At 36.7% G+C, this 21,694-nt stretch carries 19 protein-coding genes; 14 read left to right on the forward strand and 5 right to left on the reverse strand.

Translation table 11 applies throughout. From position 1 onward, the window contains the following. The first annotated feature begins 213 nt into the window (after positions 1-213). The 9 genes from ACP6PL_RS11390 to ACP6PL_RS11430 all read left to right on the forward strand — a co-directional run bounded on the left by ACP6PL_RS11390 (position 214) and on the right by ACP6PL_RS11430 (position 10,074). Complete coding sequence (locus ACP6PL_RS11390; RefSeq protein WP_426545374.1) at positions 214-504, forward strand: PqqD family peptide modification chaperone; 291 nt, start codon at positions 214-216, stop codon at positions 502-504. After that, positions 488-940, forward strand: a complete 453-nt coding sequence (locus tag ACP6PL_RS11395; RefSeq protein ID WP_426545375.1) for a lasso peptide biosynthesis B2 protein — start codon at positions 488-490, stop codon at positions 938-940. Before ACP6PL_RS11390 ends, ACP6PL_RS11395 begins: the two co-directional genes overlap by 17 nt. Continuing rightward, on the forward strand, positions 937-2,985 hold the full coding sequence (locus ACP6PL_RS11400) for a lasso peptide isopeptide bond-forming cyclase (RefSeq protein WP_426545376.1): 2,049 nt from the start codon (positions 937-939) through the stop codon (positions 2,983-2,985). Before ACP6PL_RS11395 ends, ACP6PL_RS11400 begins: the two co-directional genes overlap by 4 nt. Before the next feature lie 51 nt (positions 2,986-3,036). Next, positions 3,037-3,285 carry a hypothetical protein gene (locus tag ACP6PL_RS11405; protein WP_426545377.1) on the forward strand — a complete coding sequence of 83 codons (249 nt, stop codon included), beginning with the start codon at positions 3,037-3,039 and terminating at the stop codon, positions 3,283-3,285. Positions 3,286-3,639: 354 nt separating this feature from the next. Further along, a complete protein-coding gene (locus ACP6PL_RS11410) occupies positions 3,640-3,888 on the forward strand; it encodes a hypothetical protein (protein WP_426545378.1) in 249 nt (82 codons plus the stop codon). A 303-nt stretch (positions 3,889-4,191) separates the two neighbouring features. Then, the gene (locus tag ACP6PL_RS11415) at positions 4,192-5,124 is read left to right on the forward strand and encodes a hypothetical protein (RefSeq protein ID WP_426545379.1); all 933 of its coding nucleotides are present in this window, start codon (positions 4,192-4,194) and stop codon (positions 5,122-5,124) included. Between the two features lie 517 nt (positions 5,125-5,641). After that, a complete protein-coding gene (locus tag ACP6PL_RS11420) occupies positions 5,642-6,835 on the forward strand; it encodes a cupin domain-containing protein (protein ID WP_426545380.1) in 1,194 nt (397 codons plus the stop codon). Then, positions 6,825-8,636, forward strand: coding sequence for an ABC transporter ATP-binding protein (locus ACP6PL_RS11425; protein WP_426545381.1), 1,812 nt, complete (start codon positions 6,825-6,827; stop codon positions 8,634-8,636). Before ACP6PL_RS11420 ends, ACP6PL_RS11425 begins: the two co-directional genes overlap by 11 nt. Before the next feature lie 172 nt (positions 8,637-8,808). After that, positions 8,809-10,074 (forward strand): nucleotidyltransferase domain-containing protein, encoded by a 1,266-nt coding sequence (locus tag ACP6PL_RS11430; protein ID WP_426545382.1) that lies wholly within the window; start codon positions 8,809-8,811, stop codon positions 10,072-10,074. A 371-nt stretch (positions 10,075-10,445) separates the two neighbouring features. On the opposite strand, the gene petL is transcribed toward ACP6PL_RS11430, so the two are convergent. Next, positions 10,446-10,547 (reverse strand): cytochrome b6-f complex subunit PetL, encoded by a 102-nt coding sequence (gene petL, locus ACP6PL_RS11435; protein ID WP_293097775.1) that lies wholly within the window; start codon positions 10,545-10,547, stop codon positions 10,446-10,448. A gap of 83 nt (positions 10,548-10,630) precedes the next feature. Here petL and aroB point away from each other — a divergent pair, with 83 nt between their 5' ends. After that, a complete protein-coding gene (gene aroB, locus ACP6PL_RS11440; protein WP_426545383.1) occupies positions 10,631-11,722 on the forward strand; it encodes a 3-dehydroquinate synthase in 1,092 nt (363 codons plus the stop codon). Positions 11,723-12,491: 769 nt separating this feature from the next. On the opposite strand, the gene ACP6PL_RS11445 is transcribed toward aroB, so the two are convergent. Continuing rightward, positions 12,492-13,868 carry a helix-turn-helix domain-containing protein gene (locus ACP6PL_RS11445; RefSeq protein WP_426545384.1) on the reverse strand — a complete coding sequence of 459 codons (1,377 nt, stop codon included), beginning with the start codon at positions 13,866-13,868 and terminating at the stop codon, positions 12,492-12,494. A 196-nt stretch (positions 13,869-14,064) separates the two neighbouring features. Here ACP6PL_RS11445 and ACP6PL_RS11450 point away from each other — a divergent pair, with 196 nt between their 5' ends. Beyond that, positions 14,065-14,463, forward strand: a complete 399-nt coding sequence (locus ACP6PL_RS11450; RefSeq protein WP_426545385.1) for a hypothetical protein — start codon at positions 14,065-14,067, stop codon at positions 14,461-14,463. Between the two features lie 360 nt (positions 14,464-14,823). Here the strand turns inward: ACP6PL_RS11450 and ACP6PL_RS11455 are convergent, their stop codons facing one another. The 3 genes from ACP6PL_RS11455 to ACP6PL_RS11465 form a co-directional block, all read right to left on the reverse strand. Continuing rightward, a complete protein-coding gene (locus tag ACP6PL_RS11455; protein WP_426545386.1) occupies positions 14,824-15,300 on the reverse strand; it encodes a hypothetical protein in 477 nt (158 codons plus the stop codon). A gap of 1,031 nt (positions 15,301-16,331) precedes the next feature. After that, on the reverse strand, positions 16,332-16,733 hold the full coding sequence (locus ACP6PL_RS11460) for an alr0857 family protein (RefSeq protein WP_426545387.1): 402 nt from the start codon (positions 16,731-16,733) through the stop codon (positions 16,332-16,334). Positions 16,734-16,984: 251 nt separating this feature from the next. After that, positions 16,985-17,500: an HNH endonuclease gene (locus ACP6PL_RS11465; RefSeq protein WP_426545388.1), complete on the reverse strand. Its 516-nt coding sequence runs from the start codon at positions 17,498-17,500 to the stop codon at positions 16,985-16,987. Between the two features lie 520 nt (positions 17,501-18,020). Here ACP6PL_RS11465 and ACP6PL_RS11470 point away from each other — a divergent pair. From ACP6PL_RS11470 to ACP6PL_RS11480, 3 genes are all read left to right on the forward strand, one after another. Beyond that, positions 18,021-18,356 carry a ribbon-helix-helix domain-containing protein gene (locus ACP6PL_RS11470; RefSeq protein WP_426545389.1) on the forward strand — a complete coding sequence of 112 codons (336 nt, stop codon included), beginning with the start codon at positions 18,021-18,023 and terminating at the stop codon, positions 18,354-18,356. 1,537 nt (positions 18,357-19,893) lie between these two features. Next, positions 19,894-20,346 carry an NUDIX domain-containing protein gene (locus tag ACP6PL_RS11475; RefSeq protein WP_426545391.1) on the forward strand — a complete coding sequence of 151 codons (453 nt, stop codon included), beginning with the start codon at positions 19,894-19,896 and terminating at the stop codon, positions 20,344-20,346. Positions 20,347-20,405: 59 nt separating this feature from the next. After that, positions 20,406-21,233, forward strand: coding sequence for an alpha/beta fold hydrolase (locus ACP6PL_RS11480; protein ID WP_426545390.1), 828 nt, complete (start codon positions 20,406-20,408; stop codon positions 21,231-21,233). Positions 21,234-21,694 lie beyond the last annotated feature (461 nt).

Genomic DNA, 21,694 nt, shown 5'->3' on the forward strand with positions numbered 1-21,694 from the left:
AGACTCAAAAAAAGCCTATGAAAAAAACTGATGAATGCTACTGTTTTTTGCTAGGAATAATATTGAGGTACTTCGACTAAAATCCATGAGATCTCTCCAAAACTTTCTCCTAGCTTTTTCTAAATGCTATCGGTAGTGAGATGGGAACAGCAAAGACTTTAAGTTTGCAGTGAGTTATTTTGACGACTTAATTAAACAAGGATTTTTGAAATTATGATAACCAAAAATTGTGTTGTAGTAGCAGCTAAGGATAATACCTCAGAAGAACTGGATAAAGAAACAGTCGTTCTTAATCTCAAGTCTGGTGTGTACTATGGCTTGAATAAGGTAGGTACTACAATCTGGAGTCATATTCAGGAGCCAAAGGCTGTCAACGAGATTCGGGATGCTATTCTAACAAAGTATAAGATTGATTCTGAACAATGCGAGAGCGACATACTGACATTACTCCAAGAATTGGAAACTGAAGGGTTGATCGAGGTAAGAGATGGAGCGACTGCGTAAGTTTCTCAGTCTTACACCAGAAGAGAAACAACTCTTACTGAGCAGTTTTGTCTTGTTGGGATTGGTCAGATTAGGGCTTTTGTTATTGCCATTCGGTACTTTGCAGCGATTTATGGCAAGCATTAGTCAGGTGAATGCTGTAAAGGCCAAACAATACGCCCCTACTATAGAGACTATTGCCAAGGCTGTGAATATTAGCAGTCGCTATATGCCTGGTGGTGCAAAATGTCTCGCCCGTGCTTTGACAACTCAGGTACTGATGAACCGCTTTGGTTACTTATCTGAACTTCGCATTGGGGTTGCTAAAGGGGAAAGAGGAGAATTTGAGGCCCATGCTTGGGTCGAAAGTCAGGGAGAAATTGTGATTGGTCATCTGGCAGACCTTAAGCGATACAGCCCGATGCCATCTTTTGGAGGGCCAGAAAATAGATTATGAGCGGTATCGTTGGGATTTACTACATTAATGGTCGTCCAGTGGAGGTAGAAACTCTGGGACGGATGGTTGATATCTTGGCTCACCGTGGACCAGATGGAGCAGATATTTGGTGTGAAGGGAATATTGGTCTAGGACATCGGATGTTGTGGACAACTCCTGAATCACTAATGGAAAAGCAACCTTTGGTTGACCGAACAGGTAATTTGGTGCTGACGGCGGATGCTCGGATTGATAATCGAGGTGAACTGATTTCTGCACTGAGGTTAAATGATTCTCCAGTAGAGAAAATTACAGATAGCGCTCTAATTTTGGCGGCTTATGCAGAATGGGGAAACCAATGTCCGGAAAGACTTATAGGTGATTTTGCTTTTGCTATCTGGGATAAACACAAGCAGGTCTTGTTTTGTGCCAGAGACCACATGGGAGTTAAGCCTTTTTATTATTATTACGAGCCTGGTAAATTTTTTGCCTTTGCTTCGGAAATTAAAGGGTTACTTTGTTTGGAAGGTGTTCCTTGTGAGGTTAATGAGGCAAAAGTCGGTATTTATCTGTGTCAGTTAAGCGGATTTGCTGAATTAAAGCCGGATACTTTCTATCAGGATATTTTTCGTCTCCCACCTGCTCATTGGCTGAGTTTAAGTGAGCGAGAATTAAAATTCCAGTCTTATTGGGATTTGGATGCGGAAGCTAAAAAGATACAGCAGAGTTTAAAGACTGATGCTGAGTATATAGAAGCATTTCGGGAGCGGTTTACAGAAGCAATTCGCTGTCGTTTGCGGAGTGCTTATCCAGTGGCATCGACTCTTAGTGGGGGATTGGATTCTTCTTCTGTAAGCTGTGTGGCACGGAATTTGTTGAGTCAGTACACTAATCAAACAGAATTACTGACTGTTTATGCAGATTGTGGCGTACCTTCTACTGATGAGAAAGACTATGTTAATACTGTTTTGGCACAGGGTGGATTTAAGCATCACATCGCATCTGTAACAGGTCCTATTAGTTCGGGGCAAGTGGTGATTCCTTTGCTAGACCAACCAGTGCAAATGCCTACTCCAGCTATGTTATTGGCGATCTTACAGTCGGTGCAGCAGCAGGGTGCTAGGGTGATGTTGACTGGACATGATGGGGATACTATTGTTTCTCATGGTGAGGATTATCCGACGGAGTTGATAGTGTCAGGGGAGTGGGATTATCTGAGGAAGATGATTCGGTCTCATTTTGATAATGGTAATCTAGCGGAAACAGCTGTCAATGGAAGGGTTGCAGCTAAACTGTATGATTATGCAGATCCTTATCTAAAGGATTTGACCAAAACTTTCAATGTGAGGAATTATGCCAAGGCTTTTGAGGTATTGACCACGATTTCCCAACGAAGAAAATTTATTCTGAAAAAAATCTTTTATTTACTTGCCAGAAATGCCTATCATTGGTTACAATATGTGAGAGCAGCAACATGGAAAAGATTCAATCCTAATCTCAATATTCAGTTTACCCGTCAGATTAATTTAAGTCAGTTACTGAAGCAAGAATATGACTATCAATTTGCCTATTTATCTTCTGAGTATTTAAACCACTATCGGGGAATAACGTCGGGTAATCTATTGGATGGCACAGAGCAAATTGATGGCATCAGTGGGGGATTAGGTGTTGAAGCACGCCACCCTTTTCTGGATAAGCGGTTGGTTGAGTTGTGTCTGGCTGTGCCTGCTAATTTGAAGTATTTTCATGGGTTTGGACGAGGGGTGATGCGTCGGGCGATGAAGGGGATTTTATCTGAGGAGGTGCGTCATCGTCGCAGTAAGGTTGATTTTTATGGTTTTATTGTGAGTCAAATGGAGGAGGATGAAAGTCCTTTAATTGAGGATTTGTTGTTAGATAAACAATCAAAGTTGTCGCATTATATAGATACCGATGTTTTATATCAAGAGTACCAAGATTTTTCAAAGTCTGCGGCTCCTTGGAAGTCGAGGAGACGTAGGGCAAGGATGATTGTTTGTGCAATGTTCTTATCAATGTGGTTAAGACAGTCTAAGAATTGTGCTTGAACGATTTGCTGTAAGTGTTTCGATAAATCAATTTAATTAAGGAGTAAATAAATGGAAATTAATCCAGAAAAAATGTCAACGGAAATGGAAATAATTTATGAGCAACCAAGTCTGAAAAAATATGGAACGATGAAAGAGCTGACACTTGGAACTACTGGAAGTGGAGGCGATGCCTCTGGTCGAGCTAAAGAAACTGCGGATTTTGAGGATTTTGGAGGTCGAGCTTTTCCTGTAGATAATCGAGGAATTGGTGAAAATTTAAATGATGATCCAACAGGTGGAGATGATGCTAGAACCTAAATAAGTGTAATTGCGATCGCTAGTAAAATAGGTTAGTATGATCGCCCTATTTTAGCTTGGGTTAGGCGGTAATAAACATTCAAAATAATCCAGAATGTATCAATCCGCCGTAACCCACCAACCAACAACTTAATTAAACAATCAAAGTTGTCGCGTTATTATAGATACCAATGTTTTATATCAAGAGTACCAAGATTTTTCAAAGTCTGCGACTCCTTGGAAGTCGAGGAGGCGTAGGGCAAGGATGATTGTTTGTGCAATGTTCTTGTCAATGTGGTTAAGGCAATCAAAAGATTGTGGTTAACGATTTGCTGTAAGTGTTTCGATAAATCAATTTAATTAAGGAGTAAATAAATGGAAATTAATCCAGAAAAAATGTCAACGGAAATGGAAACTCAGATTTATGAGCAACCAACTCTGAAGAAATATGGAACGATGAAAGAATTAACACTTGATTCAAGTGGAAGTGGTGGTTTAACGCCGAATACTGCACAAGATCCTGATGTAGTAGGTGATTTTTCCAATCTGGCAAATGACTCTTTCTTATCTTTTGGAAATGATAATGATGATTTGCCATTGTCAGTTAATGCAGGTCAAGATTAATAGACATCTCCAGCGTAATCAATCGCACTCCAGTAGTGTGGGTTAGGCGGCAATAAATATTCAAACTTAACCACAATTTATCAATCTGCCTTAACCCACCAACTAACAACTCAATTAAACAATTAAAGTTATCGCATTATTATAGCAAATATTGTAGGGTGGGTTAAGCGGCAATAACTATTCAAAATCATCGAGAATCTATCAATCAGACATAACCCACCAACCAACAACTTCATAAATCGAATTGGTGGGTAATACCCACCCTACCAGTAGCATTTCTAAACATAAAAAAAAACCAAACAAATGTTTTTTCATCAAACCTATGGCTTAAATATTCAATCAGAATTCCTTCTTCCCGAACTAATAAAAAGCGACAATCAACCCGATATTTATATCCAAAAAGCTAAAGTCAAACTACCAACCTTAGAAACAACTACCATCCAACGTCAAGGAAAAGAAGCCTACTTTGGTGGTAACACACAGGAGGCTTACTTGCGATGGGAAGGAGTAACAACCTTCCTGGCAAAAAACGGTGATACTCTCATAGTTAATCCCGATTCTGATCACATCAACCCCCAACTATTAAGCCTGTATATTTTAAGCGAAGCTTTAGGCTTAATCCTCTATCAAAGAGGCTTCTTTCTCCTCCATGCTAGTGCGGTAAAAATAGGTGAACAAGTAGTTATCTTTGCCGGGCCTCCAGGTGCAGGAAAATCTACCACTGCTGCTGCTTTTGCCAAATGTGGCTATACAGTTTTAGCTGATGATATGGTCGCCATAAAACTTGATGCCACCGGAAAAGCAATGGTTGTTCCAGGGTTCCCTCAAATAAAAATCTGGCCTTCAACAGCTAGGGGATTAGATTATAATTTATCGGCTTTACCCACACTTTTTCCCGGCTCCCGCAAACGAGTTATTCGACAGATAGAAAACTTTCCTGTAAAACATTTTCCCCTGACTCACATGTTTATCTTAGGAGAAGGAGAAAATCTGAAAATCACACCAATGGAAGGTACAGAAGCATTTTTTAACTTAACTCGCTTCTTTCCTTTACCTAGTAGTATTTTACAAGGAAATGCTCGCGAGCGACACCTTCAGGAGTGTATTCAATTGTTAAGGGAAGTGGATATCTGGCAATTAGAAAACCCCCAAAATTTTCAGACAATTAAGCAAGTGGTAAATGGGGTTGAAAAAAAGTTAAATATTAACCAAAATCAACATAAAGTTTTGGCTTAAAATTTTGAACAAAGGAGAAAAAAGCTGAATAAGTAGGTAAGTGAAAAAATTACAAGTACGTCATTGCGACTGGAGCGGAGCGGAAGGAAGCAATCTCAAGGGTTTCAACTGCTCTAATATTTTGTTACATAGTGAAGTTTATTCGCGCCTACCTATTTACCTTTAATAGTATTAGGACTTACGCATGAACGCTATTGCTAGTGGATTGTTTCATCTTAAATGGTGCAATAGGAAGTTGGCCTGAGATTGCTTTCCTGACGGAATGCTCCGCAAACACATTCGTTCGCAATGACAAATTTAATGCACAGTTTTAGCTGAAACAGTCCAGTAGGGTGTGTTAGCGCTAGCGTAACGCACCAAAGCTCTATATATACTACATTTGCGTAAGTCCTTAGTATGAATTTAAGCTCTATAACACAGCCTACAATTTTCACGATTTATGATTATTAGTGTTGGGTTTCATTCTTCAACCCAACCTACGCGCTATTTAAAAAATGTTGTTTGAAGGTATTTACCAATGAATAACTACAAATTTGAGAACATGATTTCTCCTTTTACCAAGGAAGAATTCTTTCATAACTATTACGAAAAAAACTTTCTTCATATTTCCCGAAATAAGGAAACTTATTACAATGCAATCCTCAATACCGACGACATCGACCTATTTTTCCAAAACAAAAGCTTACTCTCCTCTGGACTGAGAGTCTGTAAAGAAGGAGATGAAGTCCACGCCTGGAAATGGAGTAACAACAACTCATCCATTGCCAATAACGATCGCCTGTTTGTGTTATTCAATCAAGGACATACCCTGATTATCAACGGTGGAGACAAATCCATCCTCAAATTAATCAACTATTGCAATGACCTGGAACGAGAACTGCAAATTCGCTTACAATTCAATATCTACATCACCCCACACAACGCCCAAGGATTTGCCCCTCATTACGACGACCACGATGTCTTCATCTTGCAAACCACAGGCACAAAAAAATGGCGTTTATATAACACTCCCATTGAACTCCCTTCTCGCAAACAACCCCATAAGAAAATTAAAGATAAATATGAATTAGGGGAACCTAGCTTTGAAGTAGAACTTAAACCAGGAGATTTATTATATATTCCCAGAGGCTTAATTCATGATGCAGTAACAACAGATAGCGCTTCTGTTCACATCACCTTGGGTTTACACCCCAACTACTGGTTTGAACTGGTAAAAGAAATTGCCGAACTCGCTGAAGACAAAGTTGAATTTAGAAAAGCCGTTCCCAATTCTTTAACTACTGAAGATTATAAAAATCAATTTAAACAAGAATTTCTCCAGCTTACCCAAGCATTAATTGATGATTTGGATCTAGATACTTTACTGGAAAGAAAATTTGACCAGTATATCGGTAACAAACGTTCAGAAGACAAAAACCGCTTTAAAGACTCCATTCAACTCAATAAACTGAATTTTAATTCTGTTCTTTCTCAGCGAGAAAATATTATTTTTAAAGTCGATAAAGACGACGAGAATATCTACATTAATTTCTATGGCAAAAAGTTAGAATTTCCTCTATTTGTTAATTCCTCAATTAATAGCATCTTACAAACTAAATCTTTTGCCATTAAAGACATTGGTGGACTAATCACCCCTGAAGGAAAAATCGACTTAGCCAGCAAATTTATCCAGGAGGGATTCTTAAGAATCGACCATATAAATGCTGACTAAGATCAAACGTAAAATTGAGGAGTCACTCCATCTCGGACAGGCGTTACGCTTAGTTTGGGAAAGTGGCCCAGGCTGGATAATTGCTAGGGGATTCCTACTACTTTTTCAAGGAGTACTACCATTATTGGGCCTGTATCTGAATAAACTTTTAATTGATGCAGTAGCTCAAGGTCTAACAGCAGCAGACAGAGAGGCCGCTTTTCGACAAATATTACTTCTGATTGGTTTCATAGGTATACTCAGCCTGGTAAAAGCAATTTCCCAATCCATCGGCAATCTTGTCAGTACCTTGCAAGCACAAGTTGTTTCTGACCATGTTGATAATATTCTCCATTCTAAAGCAATTGAAATGGATTTGGAATACTATGAAAATTCAGAGTATTACGACATCCTCAATCGCGCAAGAAAACAGTCTTCTGGTCGCTGTCTCCAAATTCTCAATCGCTTGATGCAAATTGGTCAGAGTTTTATCTCTCTCGGAGCGATGGGAGGTTTGTTGGTATTTTTCAATTGGCAACTCACCGCTCTCATGTTCGTCTCCATAATTCCTCGCATAATCGTCAGATTAAAACATACTAAAGTAATTTATAACTGGCAACGCAAGCGTACATCCACCCAAAGGCGGACTAACTATTATAGTCGAATTATTACCAATGATAACTCTGCTAAAGAAATTCGGCTGTTTAATTTAGGTCATCTGTTCAAGAATCGGTTTTTCGATTTTCGCAGACAACTTCGCCGGGAACAGTTTGCTATCAGAGTCCGCCAGTCTATAACAGATTTAGCTACCCAACTGCTATCTACTGTTGTTATGTTAGGAGCTTATGGCTTTATTGCCTATCAAGCAATACACAACAGTATTACATTAGGAAGCTTGGTAATGTACAACCAGGCATTTCAGCGAGGGTATAGCTCTCTGTGGGGGCTGTTTAGTAGTTTCAGCGGTCTGTATGAAGATAACCTTTTCATTTCCAATTTATACGAATTTTTGAACCTCAAACCCAAGGTAATTGAACCTTCCCATCCCCTACCTGTTCCCCAACCAATGCGCCGAGGTATTACCTTTCATCAGGTCAGTTTTCAATATGCTAACAGTAGTCGCACAGCTCTTGAGGATATCAACCTGACAATTCGTCCGGGAGAAGTAATAGCTTTAGTAGGAGAAAACGGCTCTGGTAAAACTTCTCTCATTAAACTCTTATGTCGTTTGTACGACCCAACTGTTGGGAGAATCACTCTGGATGGTATTGACTTGCGGGAGTTTGCCACCGAAGACCTCCGCCGACAAATGAGCGTCATTTTTCAGGATTATATGAAATACGATCTTACGGCGCGGGAGAATATCTGGTTCGGCAATATAGAATGTCCTCCTAATGATGATAAGATTGTGAGAGCTGCCTGCTATTCTGGCGCGGACAAGGTGATTGAAGAATTACCTCAAGGCTATGATTCAATGCTGGGTAAGCAATTTGAACAGGGAGAGCAACTAAGTATTGGTCAATGGCAAAAAGTGGCGATCGCCAGGGCATTTCTACGAGAATCTCAAATAATTGTCCTAGACGAACCAACGAGTGCTTTAGATCCCAAAGCTGAATATGAAGTATTTAAACAATTTCGCCAACTACTTCAAGGACAATCTGCTGTCCTAATCAGCCATCGATTATCCACTGTAAAAATGGCTGATCGTATTTATGTACTTTCCAAGGGAAGAATAATTGAGAATGGCACTCATGAAGAACTTATTCAGCTAGACGCTACCTATGCCCAGTTATTTGAAACCCAAGCCCAATATTATAGATAAAGACTATATAATTACTTTACCCCAATCCTATACCAAAACTTTTTATTAAACCTTTCCATCAGATTATTGATGAATCCTTAGCAATTAATTATAACGAGGTAGAAATTGCAGCAAAATGCTTGAGTGAACCAGTGCAACCAACGCCAGTTCAACTTCCCGACTAGAAGTAGTTGTGGCTACTCCTGGAAAGCGAGTTGGTGTTATTATTAGTGGTAGCAATGTCAACTCAAACAATTATACAAACTACTACAGCTATAAAGTTACCAGTGAACGTTTGATGAACATCTTACCTGAACGATCTAGGCAAAAGCAAGTAGCAGATAATGCTCTAGAAGTGGAACTGCTGCTCTGCTGCGCAAGAACCAATATAGATTCTAACAGATCTCAGATAATTAGAAAACTGCTCCAGAAAAGCCTCGACTGGTCGTATCTAACACATACAGCAGTAAGGCACGGAGTTATGCCACTCCTCTACAGAAGTCTGAGCACCATTTGTCCAGAAGTAGTTCCAAAAGATATCCTGACTAAACTCAAAGCCCTTTTTGAAACCAATGCTGCTCACAACCGATTTCTAACCAGTTCACTCCTCCAACTCCTGAATCTGTTCGAGAAACACGATATCCTTGCTGTCCCATTCAAAGGACCAGTTCTCGCCACTTCAGCCTACCGACATTTAGCACTCCGGCAGTTTGGAGACCTGGATATTTTGTTTAACAAGCAAGAAGATGTCTTAAAAGCTAGAAACCTGCTAATATCACTAGGATACCAGAATGCAGAACAGTTAACTTACGAACAGGAAATCGCGCAACTACAATCTCCTTATGTGAAAGCGTATACCTATAAACATAATGAGCTGAGAGTTATTGTGGAGCTTCACTGGCAACTGCGAGCAAATTATTCAGCTTTTCCTCTCGACTATGAAAGCTTGTGGAAGCGACTTACTTCAGTATCTTTAGGTGATACCAAAGTCTCTAATCTTTCGCCTGAAGATGAGATCCTTTACCTGTGCGCCCACGGCAGTGGCGATCGGTGGCAGAAATTGCTGCAAATTTGTGACATTGCCGAAGTGCTCCGCACCCATCAAAACCTTAATTGGCAAGAGATGCTCGAACAAGCTATTAGACTTTGCTGTCAGAGAAGACTATTTCTGGGACTTTTCCTTGCCCAAGAGTTTCTGGAAGTTTACCTTCCTACAGAAGTGCGGCAAAAGCTCCAGACGGAACCTTCAGTTATGTGGCTTGTTAACTGGGTACGTCAGAGGCTTTTTCCTAAAGCTCAAGAGTCTTCTCCAATTTTTAACCAAGCTCTCTTCGATCTAGTTTGTTTAGAAGATTTACAGGATAAAGGAAATTACTTGCGAGATCGCTCGAATTTGCTCATTGCTAAAAAGTTGAGACTTGGTTTTGCCAAAAAGTATGGACTGCCAGGTGGTAAATAATGCTAACTACTGAAATTAAATAATTGGAAAATTCACAAATATTTTGTCAAGCATTCCAGTTAGCATCGCAGAGGAGTAGGGAGATTTGCTTTTTATAGTTTTTTCATCAATTATCCAAATTTCATCATAAATTTTCGGTAAGTGGGCAACCAGTCATTTTTAATAGTCTCTGCAATTAAATTCTCATAATCAAGATTTTTTAACTTGACGATTATTTAGTAGTTTGATAGTATTTTCTAACCACTGTAAATAATTAGTTTCATAAAGTAACTTTAAATCAGTAATTTGATTAACCATATTTAATCTCTATCTGTGAGCAACTATTCTCCCGCCAAACTATCGAAAAGTCTAACGGGAGAAATTCTACAATTCTAGATTAACTTAACAGCACGCAAGCCAAACATTAAAACTGTAGCTACACCTAAAAAAGCAACAAATAAGACAAAAAAAGCAATAATTCCTTCAACAGTCATTAAATTTTCTCCAAAATGGCGAATAAAACTATAAAATTAAGTCTAATATTTATTGTTCAAAATAGCAAAGTCCTAAACCACTCATGGCATCCATAACCGTTCAACTTCCCCAAAAATCCTATGAAATAGCGATCGCTCCAGGCAACCTCGACCAACTTGGCCCAAAAATGCAACCCCTCAACTTGGGTAAAAAGGTTTTGCTAGTTTCCAACCCAGAAATATTTGCTCATTATGGCGAAAGAGCGATCGCCTCTCTCGAACAAGCAGGTTTTGATCTCTCTCACTGCATTCTCCCCGCAGGAGAAGAATATAAAACTCCCCAGACTCTGCACAATATTTACGATGCAGCTTTAGCACATCGTCTGGAACGCTCTTCGACAATGGTTGCTCTTGGAGGTGGAGTAGTTGGAGATATGACTGGGTTTGCTGCTGCAACTTGGTTGCGGGGTTTGAATGTGGTGCAAGTTCCTACTTCTCTTTTGGCGATGGTGGATGCTGCCATTGGAGGAAAAACGGGAGTTAATCATCCTCAAGGAAAAAATCTTATTGGTGCTTTCCATCAACCACGTTTAGTATTAATTGACCCAGAGGTGCTGAAAACTTTACCCGTGCGAGAATTTCGGGGAGGAATGGCAGAAGTGATTAAATATGGAGTAATTTGGGATGCCGAATTATTTGCTCAGATGGAGAATAGTCAAGGTCTTGATGAAATTAATAATTTAACACCAGGGTTATTAGAGGAAATCTTGATTAGGTCTTGCCAAAGTAAGGCAGATGTCGTAGCAAAAGATGAGAAAGAGTCGGGGTTAAGAGCAATTTTGAATTACGGTCATACTGTTGGTCATGCTGTGGAAAGTTTGACTGGTTATACTGTTGTGACTCATGGGGAGGCAGTAGGTATTGGGATGGTGGCAGGGAGTCGGTTGGCGATAGAGTTAGGAATGTGGGATGAGGTGAGCGATCGCCGTCAGTTAGGTTTGATAGAAAAAGCTAGTTTGCCGACAAAGTTGCCGAGTGGGTTGGATATTGAGGATATTTTGGTTTCTTTACAGACTGATAAAAAGGTAAAAGCGGGTAAGGTGCGGTTTGTCTTACCTACTGGAGTAGGAGTAGTAACAGTGACAGATAAGGTAAGTGCAGATGTATTGAGGGGAGTATTGGCAGGGATGGGTTAATGAAGTCAGAAGTCAGAAGTCAGAAGTTAGAAGTTATAAATCGTAAGTTATATCATGTCTGGGTAAGTAAGTGATAAAAAAGTTTCTGTGTGTAGTAAGGCTTTAGCCCTATCTACACTATATTGCTCAAGCCCTAAGTAGTTATGCAAAATTAATTACACATACTATAAGGCTAAAAAGCTCATGCTGTAAAAATTACAGGGAATAAAATTAGGTAATTAATTTTGCCTAAACACTTAGAGACTGTTTGTAAAAGGAATGTTAAATCCAGGCGTAGGGTGGGTTAGGCGGCAATAATTATGAACTGGAACCAAAATTTTACTTTCCGCCGTAACCCACCGAACATTAACTACTCTGTCTATCTTAATCTTTACTTGTGCATTCACTCTCTCACTACGAAGCTCTAATTATAACTATTCAACCAGAGATAATATTAGAAGTGAAATTCTTGCTGGTGAGTATATTTGAGAATATCCGCACCAGTAATGGCGACTGCTATATATTCGTAGAGCATAACTCAGCAGATAAAGCTAGAAATTAAGAAAGTTTGGCTCATCATAATTAATAGAGTTGTTCGGAAATAAAAATTGAATAATGCTCAAAAGGTTACTCTATAAGGTTTTCAGGATTTTAGGGCTTGAAAAGGCTATAAACTTTGACTGATAAGGGTTTTAGCCATTTTTTTAGCTTAATTCCCAACAACTCTAATACAATTATTGGGAAATTTGAATTCTTAAAGGTCAAATTAATTCATGTCAAAAAATATTTGTCATGGATGAAAATTATTACTTTGTTTAAGATATTCTTGAAAGACTGGAGAAAGTCGAAACATTTTTTTATTTTGAGGAGTTGTTTGTAAAATATATCGTCTGGATAAAGATTGTAAACCATTAATCAAATCTGTGGATGATAAGGATAAATGTTCTTTTAAAGTCTCTATGGAAAATTCTTGGTTTTGTTGACTCATTTCCAGAATAATTTTTTGTTCGACCTTAGATAATTTATCGAATAATGAATTAAATATATCTTTCAAATCTTCTGTTAAAATCAATTCGTCCCCATTGACAAAACTTAAAACATCACCTTGAAATACATCTTTAATTAAATCGGCTATATTCTGTAAATATAAAGGATTTCCTTCATAGAGTTTGATTAAGGTAGACCAAGATTCAGGATTCTCTAAATCTTGATGATTCAACAGCTCTGTTTCGTATAAACCTATTAACTCTAAAACTTTAATTGGATATAATTCCTCATTTAAAGATTTCATTTCTTGAGATTTCTCTTGACTGACTAAAATTAAACAGCTTTGATGTTCAATGTCAGTCATCATTTTCAAGAATGTTTTGTAATCTCTATATTCTGGTTGATACTGTCCTGCTAATTGTTTTTCCGTAAAAATATTCTGAACGTCATCCAAGACAATTAAGCATTTTTTCTGGCGTAAAATATCAAACAACTTTCTCCAGGTTTCTTCATTAAGACTGACACTATCATTTCCTAGATAAAAATTCTTGAAGATTTCAGTTAAAAGCAAATTTAACGGTTGAGGAAATCTTAAACTTTTCCACATCAGAACATCAAAAGATTTACTGTTTAGATCGACGAATCTTTTCACTAAAGTTGTTTTACCAATTCCACTTAATCCTAAAACACTAATCAAACGAGCTTTTTGTAAAAATATCCAATCATAGATAATTTTCAGTTCTTCGTTTCTGCCATAAAAAAAATTGATTTTAGGTGCTATTCCTAAATCTTCATAGCAGGATTTAGGTTCTACTTTATTTTCAATATCTGGTTGTTGTTGTGGTTCCTCAGATATCGGCGAACATAAATTAAAAATATGGTGATGATTTTTATGATTAAACAAATTAATAAACGATGAATTTATAAATAATCTTTCTATCGTTGAACGAAAATTATTTTTATTAATATCTTCCCCTAACTGCTCGGATAAAATTTGCCATAATCTATAACCCACATCCCTAACTCGACTCTCACTGCGATGACATTCTTCTCCAATTTGACTGTAACTTTTACCTTGCCAGACTCCTTGAATAACTACCTGTTGAAGATCGTCTAAGTGTTTACCAGTTTTCGAGAAAACTAACCGATCTGCTAATTGTAATACCTCTGCAATAGTCATAAACTCCAGATATAGTTAAGTTTTAGGTATTATAGCTTTATTTTACACGGCAATTTACGATTTTTTCAGACTTTAATATTAGTATTCGTCTAGAAAACATAAGATTTAATAGGATATTTTACGTTAACTGTGTCTGGAGACAAAAGATTATACTGGAAGAAAAGTTAAGTTAAATTCATCTATCAAAACTGCTTTTATGTATAGCGTAAATAAATTCAATATTGTCAAGATATTTGTTTTAGTTGGGATAATTCTTTCCTCCTCATCATGTGAAAGTATTGGAAATATTCAAAGTGAGAGGAAAGAGCAAGAGCTTTTGAAAAAAGTAGAGTTGGCATCAGCAGTTTACTATTGTGAAAATGAACAACCTTATCCTAATAACGAGACTGATCAGCAATATCAAAGGAGACAAAATAGAATTGAGGCTGAACGCCAGAACTTAGAACTTACTGAAATTAGAGCCAAGCAAGGAGGTTTAACAGAGGAAGCAATTCAAGAAGCTAGGGATGTTGGGGAAGCTAAAGGTCGCAGAAAAGTTGCTGAAAAGATCGCCAGCAGAAGTTACCTATCTTGTGACTATTTTGGTAAAGACTAAGTTAGAACCAAAAATCTTAAATATTGTAGGTTGGGTTGAGGAATCGAAACCCAACATTTTTCTGAGTTTATTCTTACAGAAACCCCACATTTTGCTAATTTTTCTGAGGTTATTCTGATGGATAAATCTTGCTCAAACTTTGTTCAAAATAACCGATAATTCTTCATTCTTCAAAGATTTGTTTTCTCATTGAACAGTTAGAGCCAAAAATCTGAAATTCTGTAGATTAGCTTGAGGAACCAAAACCCCACATTTTTAGAGTTTTTATTAGGTGACTCCTATGGATAAGTCTTGCTCAAACTTTGTTCAACACAACCGATAATTCTTAATTCTTAAAAGATTTGTTTTCTCCAGGAACAGTTAGAGCCAAAAATCTGAAATTCCGTAATTATCAATATATTTTCCCCTACTCCCTACTCCCTCTTTAATGATATAAATTAAAATTCCAAACAGAGATTCCAAATTCCCAATAAAATGCTCGCCAGCTTCAAGATCAACTCGATCTTCTGTCAATCTTAAAAACTTCCAATTACTCCCTGTTGTCACAATTCCATAAATACAAAAAATTTGATTATTTTTTTGTTGATTAAACAACTGAGCTGCCAACATTTCTGCTATACATTGAGACAATCCAGATTTAATATTATCATTTTTTGCTTCAACAATTGTCACCACAGGAGCAGTTATTTCTAACTGTTTCGGAGAATAACTAATAATAAAATCACATCTTCCCGTTAATCCCTTGCTTTTATCTACATTAAACTCTGTGCCAGAAAATAAACTAATTTGGCGATTGAAATATTTTATGAGTTCTACAATAATTGGATAAATAATCAATTATGAACGAGCTTTTTCTGTATCAATTTCTAATGCTAAAGGAATATTTTCAGCTAAAATTTATTTCAGTAAAGCACTAGGATTTACAGATTCTATCAACTTGAATAATTCTACTCGCTACTGAAGTATCAGATTAAATTCAGATTCTAGTTGTTAGAGAGTAAATTCACTGTAAGACATAGCATTAAGGAAGAAGAAAGAATAAAAAAGGAACAAGTTGGAAAAATCTCATCAATCAATTTATTCTACCCACTTAAATTTCTGATATTCGACTAGATTGCAAATTTCTAATTTTTGACTATCGCCTTTCTAACTTCAGTTGAGATATTTTGATTGGCGATCGCTGTGAGAAAAAAAATGTAAGAAAGGAGCAAGAAGCAAGAAGTTATAAAAATCTCATCAAAAAACTTATTCTAGGAAATCTACAGTATTTGACAACTCAAGTAAGATTATTTTTTTACTAGAAACTACTTTCAATTTCATATTTTTAAATCAATTCTATTATTCTTGAGCATTCCTAAAATATTCTATTTCAATCTGGAAAAGCAATTTATTTACCCTATAATAAGTCATCTGTCAATAGCCATAATTACTTAAGCACTTCTACTAATCTAAAATTTATCGTTTTGAGGTTATCCGCTTTTGCCAAAAATATGAATAGTCTAAATAATTTTAACGTAAATACTTGCTTGTAGCTTTATTCAAGACAGAATCTTTTACTTTTACACACAACATTAGCACAATACCTTATGTACAGATAATGATACCAAATGCATGAAATAACGCAAGTGCGTGAAATATTTTGTAATAATTTGGGAAAAATAGGAGCTTGTTTGATTAAAATAAACAATTTTAATTACTAACGCGATAAGTTAAATCTATAGTTTACTTGTCTTATCTGATTTTTAACTTGAAACTACTTTTGGATGATTGGCGATCGCGTTCCTGATAAAAAAGAGAATATTCCCTGAAATTTTTGTAGAGATGTTCTATAGAACATCCCCACATTTATATATTGCCTATTTAGAATTTTACCAATCACTGGTTTCCTGACTCACTGACGCATTTGCCTCAGTTGCTTGCCACAACTTAAAAAGTAACAACTCAATCCGATCGCTTAAGGTAGCGATAAAAATTCCATTTTCTTGTTCTGGATCTACTGTAATCCAAATTCCTCCTAAACTAACTTCGACAAACTCATCATCAGCAACACAAAGGGCAATATCTTCCCCACCTTCCTTTTGTACAGCTACCTCCAACATCGACAAATCAGGTAAACTTACAGGTAGCAAAAAAGCTGCAGAACTTGGTTCAACTACAATTTTTTGACCAACTCGCATAGCCAACATTACCCGTAGTGCTACCAACTGTTCGGGAGATTGAGCCAAACGTTCGATATAAAAGCCAGATTCAGTATAAGTTAACTTTAGCATTCCCGGTGGTCTCTCCTTTTTTAATATGAAGAGCTTCGGATGTTATTGAGTAATTAATCTATAACTCAAAACTCAAAACTCTTTGCAGTTATTGAAATTAGTTTTGTTAACAACATCTGGCGCCTTGGATAATTTCCTTGCCATTATCTTCTCAAATGACGGCATCAAAATTTAGCTCTAGTTACTTCACTAGAACTAACGAAACTTATGAGCAACTTTTTAGGTCTACTCCTGTAGAAAAATAGGAACTTTTAAACCTCGTGTTGCCGTTCGCGCCAGAACTGTTCAGCAAATGCAATAGTCGGATGTATTGGTGTCTTCGGTTGATTGAATAATTTCATCCCTGCTTCAGTAGGAGTACGACTACCTTTAAAAGCATTGCACCTTTCGCAAGCGGTAACTACATTATCCCAACTATGCTTACCACCTTTTGAGCGAGGAATAACATGATCTAAGGTTAAACGTTTAGTAGTACCGCAATATTGACAACGATGATGATCTCGCTTTAATACTTCCCTTCGGTTGACGGGAGGAACTTTCCACACCCGTTCTTGGGAGGCCATCGTTAAGCGAATTTGTTCCGGCACATATAAAACCAAACTAGGAGAACGCACAGGCCAGCCACTTCCATTATCAAAATTTAGAGGTTCAGCTTTACCAGTCACCAATAGAGCAATAGCCCGCTTGATATTTACGCGGGTCATGGGTAGGTAATTCTGAGAAAATACTACTACAGATTGGTTTAATACTTGAGTCATACTGGTCACTGCTTTACCTCCTAATTTAAAATTTTAGATTTTTTATAGGGACTGGTTTCTCAATTAATTGTCCAAATTCAAAAATTCACTTTTATTTCTTTATTTCCCGATTCTATCTAAAACTAACAGCCCCTGCTTCTGTTTCTTCGGAAGCGGGGGCTAGAAAAAAGATATTTATACCTTTTAGTCTGAGTTATGTACAGATATTTTCGGCCTGTACCTTCCCCTTCCTAATTGATTTGACCTGATCTTTGGCCATTCAATCTGAAAAATGTGATGAATTTTTTTGATTAGTCCTAAGCCTCCATAATCAATGGCAAAATCTCTTCCATCACATAAGATTTTCCCCAAACTCAACCATGAAGTAGTCTCACAACCCTTGAATAGGTTGCTGTTTGACTGATCGATGGCTTGGCTAAATGAAAATTTCACAAGAAGGCTCTCAAAAAGTAGGTTTCAAATCCAACCTTTTTTATACTACACTAATATTACAGAGATGTCTACCTAAATTTTAAGGAGAAAAAAAATCATGTACACAATTCCCAAAACCTCGACTACTGACATGGAAGTTACTAGTATTCGTCTAGAAAAGGAGTTAAAGGATAGACTAAAAAAACTGGCTAATAATAAAGGCTATCAAGCTCTGATTCGAGATATCCTCTGGACTTATGTCCAGCAAAAGTCTGGCGATTATCGGCCACAGTTGTCCAATTCGGATATTCGAGCTAGTCTACCTGCAACAGCTCAACAAGAGGAACGATGTGTACTTACTGGCAAAGTCATACGACCAAGTGAAGCGATGTTATTAGGACTTACGACTAATGGTGATATGGTACCCCTCAGTATAGATAGTCTAGAAGATTAACTAAAATTAACTATTGGTGATGGGCAATGGGCAATCAAGAAGTACATAAAGATGACGACGCCCAAATTTATTTATTTGTCTGTTTGCCCATTACCTGAAGTAATCATTCAGCTATTAGCTGTCAGCTCTCAGCAATAAGACCTCGCTCTTAAATGAGGTTTAAATGAATTATGGACTTTAAGGTCAAGGAAGCAGGCTTTTGTAGTAGTATTTAATACTGACTAAATTAGTAAAACTTTTATTCTACACCAAACGCAATAGCTCTTAAGGCAGTTACAACCCAGGAGGCTAGCTGTTAACGTAGTTCCTCTGTTTCGCTGCGCGCCATGTTTCGGAGCATTACGTCAGGAAAAAGCGTAGCTCCTCCGCAGGAGGCAAGAGGCTAGCTGACGGCTGAATGCTTGCCACCAGAATATAAAGTCAAAATGCAAAAGTCGAAAGTTGATTTTGTTTCTCTAATTGCTAACTCTACAGTAGTGGTTTGTTAACCTTAAAGTAGGGAAATAGGGAACTAGAAAAATCAAGCCCAAATATTGGTTTTCTAGAAAATGTTAAACCAACATTTAAGCTTTGACGCAGTATCACTTTCAGTTACCTGACAGCAACCAAATAAAAATTTATACGCAATTGTCAAAAATTGATTAACTATAAATTGATGATGATATAACAATATGTCCAATATTATACTAAGCTTTTGATGATAATTTGCTTGACCTAAATTATTAAAATTGTCAAGATTTTGACTTATTTTTATGTTTGAAATATTGATAGAAAAAACTTCAGCCATTTTCTGAAAATCAGAAAAACAATATCTGAATTGAACTAAATATGATATTTTGGAACAAAAGATCATCCCTGAATAGACTGGACTTAAACTCAATAAAGAAAAGAGTATACTTAACTTAGTTATGTTTGATTTATGATTAATTACCTTAAACAAGGATAAGTATTTAAGTATTAGCGATTAGCTTTTTCTAGGTTATCCTGGGCAAACAGTTTTCACTGGGTAATACTGTAGTAAAAGCTTTTGAATTAATAGGAAAAATTAGCTAAGGAATGAGGATTTTATTATCTACACAAGTTAAATTGCCTACACTCGATATCATCTGAGTTATTTCCAAAAAATTCTAGACTTTATTTAATTCTCATTCCCAAGTAGGGTTTGCTGAAAAAAAGAGGTTGTATATTGAACATCAAAAGCCTTAAGCTACTGATGTAACTGACTTTAGAGCTAATTTAAATTTGATACATAACCTACAAAATTTACCACGCTCTACTTGATATACTTTGATAGTAACTTTTAATTATCCTTCAACCTTGCCATATTTACTCCTCCTTCAAAGCTTGCCATATTTATTCCTCCTTAAAAGGCAATAATTTAATGGCTGAGAATAATCATAGAAGATAACTGAATGCTTACTAAAAAACATAATTAACTAAGAATTTAATCTAAGTTTACAAATTAAATTTTTGTTCGCTATAAATATAAAAATAATCACTGAAAGTGCTTTCTATTTTAGCTTTAATACCCAAGCCTATGCGTAGATTATGGCAAGTTGGACAAACTGTACTTGGCTTAATATTCCGCCATCCTCTTATCGGTGTCAGTGTAGTCCCTATTTTACCTGATGGCCGGATAGTTTTCGTTCGTCGCCGCGATAATAATCAATATGCTCTACCAGGAGGTATGGTTGAATGGGGCGAAGATATTTCTACCACTGTGAAAAGGGAGTTATTCGAAGAAACAGGGTTAGAATTAGTAAAAATTCGTAGATTGGTGGGAGTATATTCTGCACCCGATCGAGACCCAAGAGTACATTCTATTAATATTCTGGTGGAAGCTGATGTTCGTGGAAATATGGATGTTAAAGACACCTTAGAGATTAGTCATGTTCAAGCTTTTGAACTTACATCTTTACCACAGGATATTGGTTATGACTATGCTCGACAATTAAAGGATTATTTGAGTGGGTTGACAATTCTAGACTAAACATTTCTCTAATTAATTAATTAATTGATTGATTGATATTCTATTCTCTGTGAATATTTATGCACTTTTTATGGCTTAATTCTCGTGTCAAGTTGTCTAGTGGGCTATTATTTTGGCGTGAAATTGGTACTGGTTCAAATTATATAGTTTTTCTACATGGAACTTGGTATGACAGTAGTCAGTGGTTATCAATTATGGAGGGATTGAGTCTAAATTACCATTGTTTTGCGCCAGATTTACCTGGATTTAGTGAATCGCAATTTTCTTCTACTCATTACTCAATTAGTCAAATGGTAGAGTCTTTGGCTGAATATATAAATGCCTTAAACTTGGAAAAGGTATATTTAGTTGCTCACTCTCTCGGAGGTTGGATAGCTGCCAGTTATGCTCTTAAATATTCAGATAAATTATTGGGTTTAATTTTATTATCTCCTGAAGGAATTGATATTCCTAATGTAAAAGTACGTTGGCAATTGTCTGCTTGGTTAGCTCCGAGATTTTCTTTTTTCTGTTTAATTTTGCGATTAATATATCCTTTTGCTAGGTTATTAGGGATTGAAACGAAGGTCAAGGAACTACTACAAATTAGACAAAAATTACTGCTTGATTCAACAGGAAATAAAATTTTATTTCAGCGGAGGTGGGTAGAGATAAAAGCTGAATTGTTAGCAAAAAAATTGGCTTCTTTAAAAGTAGTAACATTGATTTTACAAGGTTATAAAGATACAGATATTGCTCTTTCCATGAGTAAATACTATGCTGATTTATTACCAATGGCTAAACTTTATTTAATAAATTCTGGCGAGGATAACTTGGCTGAACAGATGCCAGATATAGTAGTACAAAAAATTCTGGATTTTTTGAGCAACGAATATAATTTATCATAGTTGTTTAAATAGGTGCGTATTCAAAATTAGAGAGTGTTTTTCATTAATGGATAATTGATAATTACCTCTCCCTAAAACGAATTGATTGATGCGGAGCGTGAAAATTTTTTCTTCTCAAGGGGAGATTGGATATGACGCACTTCGGAATGCTTACCGTTTCATGTCGGCGACAGCCGAAAACGACCGCTTGTTTCTCCTTTAAAGGAGAGGCTTTTTACCTTAATTATTTGCTAAACAAAAAAAATATTAAGGCTTGAAGTGATGGAATAAATTTACATTCATGGCTAATATAAAGAGTAGGGGTTTAGTGAGCAAACCCTTACTTAATACTAGCTATATTTTAGCCAATATTTCCGGAGTATTTTGTGGTTACCAGAAAATTGGGTTTAAAGCCTCGCCCATAAGCGGGCGACTTTTTAGCAGTTGATTTTATTTCAATAAATATGTTATCATGTTGTTAG

This window comes from Dapis purpurea BLCC-M126 (genome assembly GCF_050015975.1).
GTDB lineage: Bacteria > Cyanobacteriota > Cyanobacteriia > Cyanobacteriales > Microcoleaceae > Trichodesmium.

Coding starts and splice junctions, on each gene's coding strand:
- ACP6PL_RS11390 (WP_426545374.1), top strand. CDS start 214: ATGATAACCAAAAATTGTGTTGTAGTAGCAGCTAAGGATAATACCTCA.
- ACP6PL_RS11395 (WP_426545375.1), top strand. CDS start 488: ATGGAGCGACTGCGTAAGTTTCTCAGTCTTACACCAGAAGAGAAACAA.
- ACP6PL_RS11400 (WP_426545376.1), top strand. CDS start 937: ATGAGCGGTATCGTTGGGATTTACTACATTAATGGTCGTCCAGTGGAG.
- ACP6PL_RS11405 (WP_426545377.1), top strand. CDS start 3,037: ATGGAAATTAATCCAGAAAAAATGTCAACGGAAATGGAAATAATTTAT.
- ACP6PL_RS11410 (WP_426545378.1), top strand. CDS start 3,640: ATGGAAATTAATCCAGAAAAAATGTCAACGGAAATGGAAACTCAGATT.
- ACP6PL_RS11415 (WP_426545379.1), top strand. CDS start 4,192: ATGTTTTTTCATCAAACCTATGGCTTAAATATTCAATCAGAATTCCTT.
- ACP6PL_RS11420 (WP_426545380.1), top strand. CDS start 5,642: ATGAATAACTACAAATTTGAGAACATGATTTCTCCTTTTACCAAGGAA.
- ACP6PL_RS11425 (WP_426545381.1), top strand. CDS start 6,825: ATGCTGACTAAGATCAAACGTAAAATTGAGGAGTCACTCCATCTCGGA.
- petL (WP_293097775.1), bottom strand. CDS start 10,547: ATGACTGTTGAAGGAATTATTGCTTTTTTTGTCTTATTTGTTGCTTTT.
- aroB (WP_426545383.1), top strand. CDS start 10,631: ATGGCATCCATAACCGTTCAACTTCCCCAAAAATCCTATGAAATAGCG.
- ACP6PL_RS11445 (WP_426545384.1), bottom strand. CDS start 13,868: ATGACTATTGCAGAGGTATTACAATTAGCAGATCGGTTAGTTTTCTCG.
- ACP6PL_RS11450 (WP_426545385.1), top strand. CDS start 14,065: ATGTATAGCGTAAATAAATTCAATATTGTCAAGATATTTGTTTTAGTT.
- ACP6PL_RS11460 (WP_426545387.1), bottom strand. CDS start 16,733: ATGCTAAAGTTAACTTATACTGAATCTGGCTTTTATATCGAACGTTTG.
- ACP6PL_RS11470 (WP_426545389.1), top strand. CDS start 18,021: ATGTACACAATTCCCAAAACCTCGACTACTGACATGGAAGTTACTAGT.
- ACP6PL_RS11475 (WP_426545391.1), top strand. CDS start 19,894: ATGCGTAGATTATGGCAAGTTGGACAAACTGTACTTGGCTTAATATTC.
- ACP6PL_RS11480 (WP_426545390.1), top strand. CDS start 20,406: ATGCACTTTTTATGGCTTAATTCTCGTGTCAAGTTGTCTAGTGGGCTA.